This window comes from Candidatus Korarchaeota archaeon NZ13-K (genome assembly GCA_003344655.1).
GTDB lineage: Archaea > Korarchaeota > Korarchaeia > Korarchaeales > Korarchaeaceae > Korarchaeum.
In genome coordinates, this window is record MAIU01000040.1 from 1 (window position 1) to 9,467 (window position 9,467).

The 9,467-nt window shown below is 61.8% G+C and carries 9 protein-coding genes; 3 read left to right on the forward strand and 6 right to left on the reverse strand.

Annotated features, from left to right (window positions below):
* Positions 1-2,102, forward strand: a 2,102-nt coding sequence (locus tag BA066_05055; protein RDD53309.1) for a hypothetical protein, incomplete at its 5' end; no start/stop codon positions are given.
* A 40-nt stretch (positions 2,103-2,142) separates the two neighbouring features.
* Entirely contained in the window at positions 2,143-3,654 is a 1,512-nt protein-coding gene (locus tag BA066_05060; protein RDD53310.1) for a 2-isopropylmalate synthase, read from the forward strand.
* 23 nt (positions 3,655-3,677) lie between these two features.
* On the opposite strand, the gene BA066_05065 is transcribed toward BA066_05060, so the two are convergent.
* From BA066_05065 to BA066_05085, 5 genes are read right to left on the reverse strand one after another with little or no spacing between them, the layout of a single operon-like run.
* A complete protein-coding gene (locus tag BA066_05065) occupies positions 3,678-4,784 on the reverse strand; it encodes an Ldh family oxidoreductase (GenBank protein RDD53316.1) in 1,107 nt (368 codons plus the stop codon).
* 48 nt (positions 4,785-4,832) lie between these two features.
* Complete coding sequence (locus BA066_05070) at positions 4,833-5,417, reverse strand: protein tyrosine phosphatase (GenBank protein RDD53311.1); 585 nt, start codon at positions 5,415-5,417, stop codon at positions 4,833-4,835.
* 45 nt (positions 5,418-5,462) lie between these two features.
* A complete protein-coding gene (locus BA066_05075) occupies positions 5,463-5,645 on the reverse strand; it encodes a rubredoxin (GenBank protein RDD53317.1) in 183 nt (60 codons plus the stop codon).
* A gap of 33 nt (positions 5,646-5,678) precedes the next feature.
* Positions 5,679-6,710: a hypothetical protein gene (locus BA066_05080; GenBank protein ID RDD53312.1), complete on the reverse strand. Its 1,032-nt coding sequence runs from the start codon at positions 6,708-6,710 to the stop codon at positions 5,679-5,681.
* Positions 6,658-7,122 (reverse strand): HEAT repeat domain-containing protein, encoded by a 465-nt coding sequence (locus BA066_05085; protein ID RDD53313.1) that lies wholly within the window; start codon positions 7,120-7,122, stop codon positions 6,658-6,660. Before BA066_05085 ends, BA066_05080 begins: the two co-directional genes overlap by 53 nt.
* 118 nt (positions 7,123-7,240) lie before the next feature.
* On the opposite strand from BA066_05085, the gene BA066_05090 reads away from it, so the two are divergent.
* Positions 7,241-7,987 (forward strand): SDR family NAD(P)-dependent oxidoreductase, encoded by a 747-nt coding sequence (locus BA066_05090; protein RDD53314.1) that lies wholly within the window; start codon positions 7,241-7,243, stop codon positions 7,985-7,987.
* A 431-nt stretch (positions 7,988-8,418) separates the two neighbouring features.
* Here BA066_05090 and BA066_05095 read toward each other — a convergent pair.
* A partial coding sequence (locus BA066_05095; protein ID RDD53315.1) for an ATP-NAD kinase occupies positions 8,419-9,467 on the reverse strand: 1,049 nt, incomplete at its 5' end.

Genomic DNA, 9,467 nt, shown 5'->3' on the forward strand with positions numbered 1-9,467 from the left:
GGACGGGGGTCCCCTTCTCCATAGATCTCGCGGCCGTGGCCAGGGGCCACATGTTCGTCACGGGGATGACCAGGAGCGGGAAGAGCGTGACCGGGGACAGCGTCATCGTGCTCTACGATTCTATGAGGAGGGAGTACTTCGTGGGCCCAATAGAGAGGTTCTTCGAGAGGATGGTCCCAAAGGAGGCCAAGGAGGATGTCCTGCTGGACCTCAGGGGTCTCGGGTACCAGACCCTCTCCCTGGGGAGCGACCTGGTCCCCAGGTGGTGCGGGGTGGCCGGCATCTACAGGCACGCGCTCGACGGGGAGCTCTACGAGGTGGAGACCTCGACGGGCAGGAGGATAAGGGTGACTGAGGACCACAGCCTCCTAGTGACCGTTGACGGGAGCAGCCTGATAGCTGCGACCCCGAGGAGGCTGATGGGGATGAGGGAGAGCTACCTGGTCGTCCCCAGGGGGGTGGCCCTGAACCCCGGGTCGGGGGCCCATCACCTCGACAGGCTCATCGGCATAGCCCTGGCATCGGGGGTGGCCATGAGGGACGGGGTCCTCATCATGGACCCCGACATAGCTGACGTGAGGCTCGCCTGCCTGGAGGCCGGCGTCGACTTCAGGATACTGGAGAAGAGGGGGGTGTTCGTCAGGTCGCCCGAGCTCTCCAGGGCGCTCCTGCAGGGTCTCTCCTCCATCCTCAACCTCCCGAGTGAGGTGGAGGGGCTCGGGGGGAGGTACCACCCTCTCGCCAGGGCCCTCAGGGAGCTTCTGGTGAGGTGCTCGATCCACGACTCCAGGGGAGGATCCATGATACTCTGCGGGGAGAGGAGAGCTATTGCCCTGTCCACATTGCTCTCGATGCTGGGGGTCACCACCCTGAGGTTCTGCCAGAACGGCTTCCTAGTGGATCCCATCTCCCTCAGGGTGCTCATGGACAGGATCGAGAGCTGGGGTGATTCGAGCCTGGGAATGGATGGGGGCACGCTCCTGAGGGTGAGCGCCCTTCCGAAGAGGGAGGGGCTCATCTACAAGGCATCTGTGAACCTTGAGAGGGTTGTGAGCGTCAGGAGGGTCTACACGAAGGACAGGTACGTCTACGACCTGGATGTGCCGGAGGCCCAGAGCTTCCTGGCCAACGGGGCCTTCGTCCACAACAGCAGCTTCGTGGCCAGCCTGATAGCGAAGGCATCCGATCTTAGGCCGAGGCCGAGGTTCCTGGTGCTCGACAGGAGGGGGGAGTACGAGAGGCTCGCCTCCAGGGGAGGGATCGTCCACGACTATTCCTCCTTCCTGCCGAGGGTTGGCTCGATGAGCCCCCAGTCCGTGGCCAGGAGGTTGGGATACAGGCCGGGGACCCTCTCGTACCGGGTCCTCACCTCGGCCCTGAGGGAGGCAGAGGGGGATATGGAGCTCGCATTGCGAAGCCTCAGGAGGGTGGCCAGGGAGATGAGGCTGAAGCAGTCCCTGATCGCTGAGATAGAGTCAAGGCTGAGGAGGGAGGCTGGCAGGCTGGACTCCGGGGGAGGGATGAGCGTTGTGGAGGAGGTTAGGAGGAACCCCCTGGTCATAATCGACTTCTCATCCGACAGGAGGTACGAGGAGCAGTTCCTGACCGTGAAGAGCGTGATAGACGAGCTCTCAAGTTACGCGGTCTCCAGGAGGAGAGAGGGGGACTTCGCCCTGATAGTGGTCATCGAGGAGGCCCAGTACCTGGTCCCGGAGAGGGGGTTCTCGATAGTCGGGGATCCCTACGAGGTCGGGGCCGCTCAGTCAATTGTTGAGGCGATAAGCCAGGCGGGAGGCTACAACCTCGGGTTCATAGTCGTGACGCAGAGGCCGGCTTACGTGAGCAAGAGCGTGATAAGTCAGGCGAACACCGTGGTCAGCTTCAGGCTCAGGAACGGGAACGATCAGGAGGCCATATCCAAGTACACGGAGGTGGAGGACATACAGTCCTACCTGCCGACGCTCTCCGATCACGAGGCCCTCATCTGGGGGATGGGGAGCAGCGTCCCCTTTCCCGTTCACGTTGAGGTGGAGGTCGTGGCCCTGCCCTCCAAGTCCCTGAGCCCCCCGGAGAGGGCCTGGGAGAGGATGTCAGCCCCCTGAGCCCCCCTGGGGTTTTTAAGCAGGGGCGCCCCGCTGGCACATGCCCCCCAGGAGGGTGAGGATCTTCGACTCGACGCTCACGCTCGGCGAGATGGTGCCAGGGGTTTCCTTCGGCCTTGAGGGGAGGATAGAGCTTGCTAGCCACCTCGACACGGCCGGGGTCGACGCCATAGAGGTGGGCTTCCCCTCCTACTCGGAGGGGGAGAGGAGGATCACTGAGGAGGTCGTGAGGGCCGTCAGGAGGATCTCAAGATCTGGATCAGGCCCGGAGCTCTGCGCCCTCGCCAGGGCCCTGAGGGAGGACGTCAGGGCTGCCGCGGAGACTGAAGTGGACTCTGTGAACATCTTCACTCCAGTGAGCGGCCAGCTCCTCAGGGCAGTTGGGATCAGCGAGAGGGAGGCTCTGAGGAGGATAGAGGATTCAGTGAGCTTCGCCAAATCGCTGGGACTTGCTGTGGAGTTCACGGCCGAGGACTTCGGGAGGGCGGAGAGGGGTTTCCTCTGGGAGGCCTGCGAGATCGCTCTGCGCAAGGGGGCCGACAGGATAAACCTCAGCGATCCTGTCGGAGCCCTCCTCCCTGAAGGGGTGAGGGATATCGTGAGGGAGGCGAGGGGGAGGTTCGATGTTCCGATAAGCGTCACCTTCTCCAACGACTTCGGAATGGCAACCGCGAACTCGGTGGTGGCGGCCATAGAGGGTGCCGATCAGGTGCACGTGACGGTCAACGGGTTGGGGCCGAAGGCGGGCATAGCACCGCTCGAGCAGGTCGTCATGGCCCTCAGGAAGCTCGCGGGCCTGGAGACGAACGTCAAGACTGAGCTACTGACGAGCCTGAGCGAGGTGGTTGAGAGGTTGAGCGGTGTACCCGTTCACGAGATATCGCCCATCGTCGGGACCCTGACATTCACTTACGAGGCTGGCGTGCACGTCAGGGCCATCTCGCTCGATCCATCCAGCTACGAGCTCATAGACCCTGCGGAGGTCGGGGGCAGGAGGAGGTTCTGGGTGGGCGGCCTCTCCGGGAGGACGGCCGTCCAGCAGGTGCTGAAGGAGATGGGATACGCGGTCGGTGAGGAGCATGTGGAGAGCGTCCTCAGGAGGATCAAGGAGCTCTCAGGAGAGGGTGTCAGAATAACAGAGGCCCTGCTGAGGTCCATAGCGGAGGAGGTCCTGGGGGCGAGGTCCAAGCCTTTCAGGGTGAGGGAGTGGGTCGTCGTCACTGGAAGCGGGATAACACCAACAGCCACTGTGATGGCCCTCGTCGGGGAGAGAGAGGCGGTCTCATCATCCCACGGGGTTGGGCCCGTGGACGCGCTGACAAAGGCCATGGTGTCGATGCGCGGGGTCCCGAGCATAACGCTGAGGAGGTTCAGGTTGAGGGCGGTCTCGACGGGATCCGAGGCCATAGGGGAGCTCATGATAAGCGTTCTGGGACCCTCGGGGGAGGTTAGGGCAGCAGGAGCCAGCAGGGACATACTAGAGGCCTCCGTCAGGGCACTGGAGGAGGCCATCAACAGGATCCTCGAGGCCTCGGCATCGCGTCCCGGCTGAGGGGGATTAGAGGATAAGGCTGCTCAGGCCTCCCAGGGGAACTCGACGCCCACCTCTAAGGCTATCTGCCTCATCTCCTCGAAAACCCTCCTGTGCACGGGGATCCCCTCCTCCATCCTCCTGAGGGAGGTGAGATAGCTCTTCTCCCCGTGGATCCATATCCTCTCGAACTCGGGATGGAGGGGTGCTCCCTTGAGGGCCTCCCTCAGCCTCTCCATCCTCTCCTTGAACTCCTCGACGGGCATGAACCTGGAGATGTCGATGGCCATGAAGAAGTGGCCCACGTTCGCGGGCCTAGGGGCCTCTGTCTGACCGACCTCCCTCAGCATGGCCGCCCCGCTCAGCACGCTCGTGAATATCTCAACCATAAGGGCCAGTCCATACCCCTTATGACCACCGAACACCTCACCGAGCCCCCCGAGGGGCAGGAGGGCCCCCTCCCTCATTATGACATCGGGATCGTCGCAGGGCCTCCCCTGGGAGTCTATGCCCCAGCCCAGCGGTACCTTCCTCCTCAACCTGGAGTACTCCTCCATCTTCCCTATGGGGGCCACGCTGGTGGCCATGTCGAGGACGAAGGGCGGGGGCCTGACCGTGGGTGCAGCCACCGCTATTGGATTGGTCCCCAGCCACTTGCCCAGGGCCCCCGTGTGAGCGACCAGGGGCCTGGAGTTCGTCATGGAGACCCCTATCATGTCGTGATCGAGGGCCATCATCGCGTAGTAGCCAGCTATACCGTAGTGGTTGCTCATCCTGACGGTCACGAAGCCCAATCCGCTCTCCCTCGCCTTCCTTATGGCGAGCCTCATCGAGAAGCTGCCCACCACCTGACCCAGGCCGGAGTCCCCATCCACCAGGGCGAAGGAGGGACCCTCGCTGACAACCCTTATGTTCGGCCTCACCTTGACGGCTCCTCTCCTTATCCCTTCTACGTACCTCCTCAGCCTGGCCACGCCGTGGGACTCTATCCCCCTCAGGTCGGCGGCCACCAGGTTCTCGGCCACGACCCTGGCATCCTCATCCGGAACCCCCAGCCTTGAGAACACGGAGCTAACGAACCCCAAGAGCTCCTCGTACCTGACCGTCAGGAACTCCTCCGGTGGGAATGGCGGGGATTTGTCGTACCTCAGCATAAGGCCCTTTCCATCTGCCCGTTATAAGCCTTGCCTGCACCCACCTCAGGGCTGAGCTCGCCGGCCCCTCAGGAGGGAGAGGAGCCTCCTGAGGCCCCCGGGCCTCTTCGTCTCTATCGGCTCGAGTATCGCCCTAATCGGGATCTCCCCCGACAGAAGGAGGTTTATCGTGGAGCTTAGCCTCATCAGGGACTCCTCCTGCCTCTGGGACTCGACGGCATTAGGTCTTATCCTCCTCACGTAATCGAGAGCTGCCTGGGGGGTCATCCCCCTGGTGAATATCAGGTATGCCGCGGCGACCGTGCCGGCCCTCCCGACGCCCGCGAAGCAGTGCACGGCAACGGGTCTCCCCCTTGTGGCCCTGGACGAGATCCAGCTGAGGAGGTCCAGCATTTCCCTCAAATCCGGGGCGTCTCCCGGCTCCACTGGGAGGAAGTAGAGGTCCATGCCCTCCGATATTACAGCATTCTCATAGCTGAGTATGCCTCCCCAGAAGGGCGCCAGCTCCCTCTCCGTGGCCAGGCACACCACGGCCCTGCAGCCCGCGGCCCTGATGAGCCTCAGGTCCTCCCTCCTGGTGGGCATCCTAGATATGGCCAGTTCGTTCGGTATCACCCATATTATGATCATCCCGCGGCCCCCGGTGGATTAAAAAATCTTTGAAGAGACTTGACGTCACCACTCCATGCTGTCCTCGTCCTCCAGCGGGTAGAAGGCGCTCTTCGGGGCGCCGCAGATCGGGCATACCCAGTCATCGGGGAGATCCTCGAAGGGCGTTCCGGCCCCGATGCCCCTGCTCTCGTCCCCCTTCGAGGGATCGTATACGTAGCCGCAAACACCGCACCTGTACCTCATCATGGCCATCCCTGAAAAATAACTATTGTGAATATTTTAACCCGAGCCCCCGAAGATCCTCTCGAAGGCGACCTCGCGCACCAATCTGTCGGGATCCTTTGAGAGCTCCGAGATGACATCAGCGGGTGTCGATGGATTGAGAGCCACAGCCAGCCTTATATCCTCATCCTCCTCCCTGGAGAGCTCCCTCAGGGTGGCAGGGCTCGTCCTGGGATCCAGGGCCATCAGGACCTTGAGGAGCGGGGTGGGCTCCTCTATCAGATTCCTAAGGAGGTCAGGGCTGAACCTGGGGTTCAGCACGAGCATGTCCTTGACCTCGGGGTCCCCGCTGAGCAGGAGCTCCCTCAGGGTCTCCACCCTGGTCCTAGGATCGATTGCCGCGATCATCATCAGGTAAACGTTCCCGGACCTGGCCAGCTCATCGAAGACATCCTGAGGGGCTCTCGGGTTCCTGGCAACTGCTGCCTTGATTTCGGGATCCCCAGCCTTAGCCAGGCTCATCAGCACTTCCGGAGGGCAACTCACATTCTCGGCGAGGGCTAGTAGTATCTCCCTGCTGCTCTCCCTCGATAGCATCCTCAGGAGGCTCTCTGGGGCGTTCGGGTTTGATGCCAGCGCGAGCTTCAGCCTCTCCCCGGCTGATCCCGCCAGGCTTAGCAGCACTTCCGGAGGGGTTTTCGGGTTTGATGCGAGCGCAAGCTTCACGTTCTCACTCCCATTCCTAGAAAGATCCGTGAGCAGCTCCTTCGGAGCTGACCTGTTCGAGGCGACCGCCCTCCTGATCCACTCATCAGGGTGCCCCGCCAGGGCCCTGAGGACTCCCGGCTCAGCGGAGGGGTTCTTCGCCAGAGCCTCGAGCACGTACCTTGAGGGATCCCTCAGCAGCCTCTCCTGAATGGCAGCTGGAAGCTTCTCATTGCTCGCCAGGGCCACCCTGACGAGCTCTTCCCTATCATCAGCTAGCGCCTCCAGAATCCCCTCTGCCGCCGGATTCCCGGCGACTGCTGCTCTCACCTCAGCGGAAGGATCCCCGACCAGGGCCTCCAGGGGGTCTCCTGTTGGATGCAACGGCCCTCCTTACCTTCTCGCTCTCATCCGAGGAGAGCCTCATCAGTATTCCCGGATGACCGCGCTCAGCAACCTTAGCCCTCACCTCCGGATCCGGATCCAGGGAGAGCAGCTCCAGGATCTCATCGCTGACTTTTGGGTTCTCCGCGACCGCCCTCCTGACCCCAGGAGAGGGATCGCCGGCCAGCCTCCTCAGGACGGCCTCGGGGCAGTTGGGGTGGGAGGCCACGTGGATCCTGATACCCTCGTCCTCGGATGCTGATAGCCTCTCCAAGGCATCTGGAGGGGCATTCGGGTTCTGGGAGATCAGCCTGATTATGCTCCTCTCCCTCAGCCTGGATAGGACTGAGAGCACCTCCGGGCTGACCCTGGGACTCGAGGCGACCTTCCTGATCAGATCCAGCTTCGGCATGCTACCTCATTCCAATCGCACCCGGAAACTTAAAACCTCACCTCAGCGGAGACTTGGGTGTCGTCGGAAAGGTGGGTCCATATTCAAAATTTTATATCTCACCATAATTCAACGGGGGATGCGCATGTACCCGGATCTAGCGGGCAAGAGGGTGGTGGTGACGGGAGCGGCGAGCGGCATAGGTCTGGCAATCGCCAGGAGGTTCGTGGAGGAGGGGTCGAGGGTCTTCATAATAGACGTGAACGAGGAGGGACTGAGGAGGGTCCTCTCCGAGAATCCGAGGATTGAGGGGGGAGCCGTCGCTGACGTCTCCTCAGAGGAGCAGGTCATGAGGGCCTTCAGGGAGGTGGAGAGGAGGCTCGGAGGGGTTGACGTCCTCATAGCCAACGCGGGGATAAGTTACAGGACCCCCTTCCTGGATATAAGCTATGAGGAGTGGAAGAGGGTGATAGACGTCAACCTGACGGGCGCCTTCCTCTGCGCGAGGGAGGCCCTGAGGATGATGGTGAGGCAGAGGGAGGGCGTCATACTCTTCACAGCCTCGACGAACGGCATGAGGGGCCACCCTTACTACGCCCACTACAACGCCTCCAAGGCCGGCCTGATACTCCTCGCCAAGACACTCGCGTTGGAGTTCGCACCCTGGCTCAGGGTAGTGGCTGTGTGCCCCGGGTACGTTCTGACCCCCATGCAGCTCGCGGAGTACACGCCGGAGATGATTGAGGAGGTTAACAAGACGATACCGATTGGCAGGCACGCTTCTCCAGAGGAGATAGCAGCTCTTTTCGCCTTCCTGGCTTCTAAGGAGTCCTCCTACATAACGGGAACGTGCGTCGTCATAGACGGCGGGGAGACGGCCAGGTGATGAGTTAGCCGAGAGACTCCGATGCGCTGAAATCCTCTAATCAGAGCTCTAGATAGGTATCTCCCCGGATTCGATCCCCTTTACGGGGCTATGAGGCTATGACATCACCCGTGGCGGTATCAGGAGGTATTTCCCTCGCTCCATCACCCCCCTTTCCTGGAAAGCGGTTTCAAGTTGATGAGAGAGGGTCAATGCAGCATCTCGCATTCATCATGGGCACGTTTACGCAGGAGGGTCGGGGCATGCCCCATCAGGAGGTTCCTAGAGGGAAGGGTGAGCTCTCTAGGTATCTCGGAGCAGCTCAACTCCTATGCTCAGGGCGACTGAAGGGGGCCCCGCGAATCCCAGATATCTTTCCCAGTCTCGCGAGCCCCCTCCCAGGCGTCGATGCCCCGATCGGGCCCGCCCGTGGGGGAGAAGGGAGGTGAGAATCACCCCGAGGACTCCTGAGGGAGGGCCGGAATCACCTTGTAGATCGTATACTCCCTGTAGCCTGATATCACCTTGTAGTAGCCCGCCAGCTCCCTGTCCAGGGACTCATCACCGGTGTCAAGCAGCATCGGCCTCCCGTGCAGGGATTCGAGCTTCCCCCTCGTCGCGACTATCACGATGTTCTCCCTTCCCACCCTCCTGATGACCTCGGGACTGATCTGCTGATTCCCCCTCCCGAAAACGTAGCCCTGGCCGCCTATCGGTGTGACCACGATCTTCGCCCTCCTCCCCGAGATGAGCTCCAGTATCTGCCTCTCATTCAGATCCTTCCCAATAAGCCTCCCGTTCAGGATGGCATCGACGCCCAGTGGACTGAAGTCCAGGCCAAGAGCCCTCATAACCTCCTTGGTCGTGCTGCCCGGCCCTACCAGGTAGATCACATCCCCCTCCATCGTCTCGAGGAGCTCCGCCGCTATGGCCTCCCTATCGTGGCTCTCGGAGTGGGAGGAGGGGATCTTACCACCCGGCACGTAACCGGAATCGTAGGGGATCTTCAGGTAGCCATAAAGTCTCACGGAGAGCCTCCCATTCCTGAAGGCATCCTCATCTATGTCCAGGACCTCGGCCTCCACGACCTCGCTCACCTCACCCCTGAGGAACCTGAGGGCTAGCTCGCCACCGGCCCTGGGGCTGGCTGAGAAGACTGAGGAGTAAACCTTTACCCCTGCCGGGATCCCCAGGCAGACGAGCCTCGTGCCTATGGCTCTGCATATGTCCCTAGCCGTACCATCACCGCCAATGAAGAGCAGGAGATCCACTCCGATTCTCTCCATATCCCTGGCCGCCCTCACGGTGTCCTCAGCGCTCGTCTCCTCGCCTATGCTTCCCAGCACCACTGGCTCGAGGCCAGCCCTCCTGCAGGAGTTCTCCCCCATGCACCTGGGGTACGTGTAGATCTCAAGCGAGTCCCTGAGCTGAGAGAGGGGCCTCAGGCATTCAACCGCTCTGTCCTCAGCCCAGGGCTTTGCTCCAAGCTCTATGGCCCTCC

Excerpts from the sequence above, each read along its gene's own strand:
- BA066_05060 (RDD53310.1), top strand. The coding sequence starts at position 2,143 with ATGCCCCCCAGGAGGGTGAGGATCTTCGACTCGACGCTCACGCTCGGC.
- BA066_05070 (RDD53311.1), bottom strand. The coding sequence starts at position 5,417 with ATGATCATAATATGGGTGATACCGAACGAACTGGCCATATCTAGGATG.
- BA066_05075 (RDD53317.1), bottom strand. The coding sequence starts at position 5,645 with ATGATGAGGTACAGGTGCGGTGTTTGCGGCTACGTATACGATCCCTCG.
- BA066_05085 (RDD53313.1), bottom strand. The coding sequence starts at position 7,122 with ATGCCGAAGCTGGATCTGATCAGGAAGGTCGCCTCGAGTCCCAGGGTC.
- BA066_05090 (RDD53314.1), top strand. The coding sequence starts at position 7,241 with ATGCGCATGTACCCGGATCTAGCGGGCAAGAGGGTGGTGGTGACGGGA.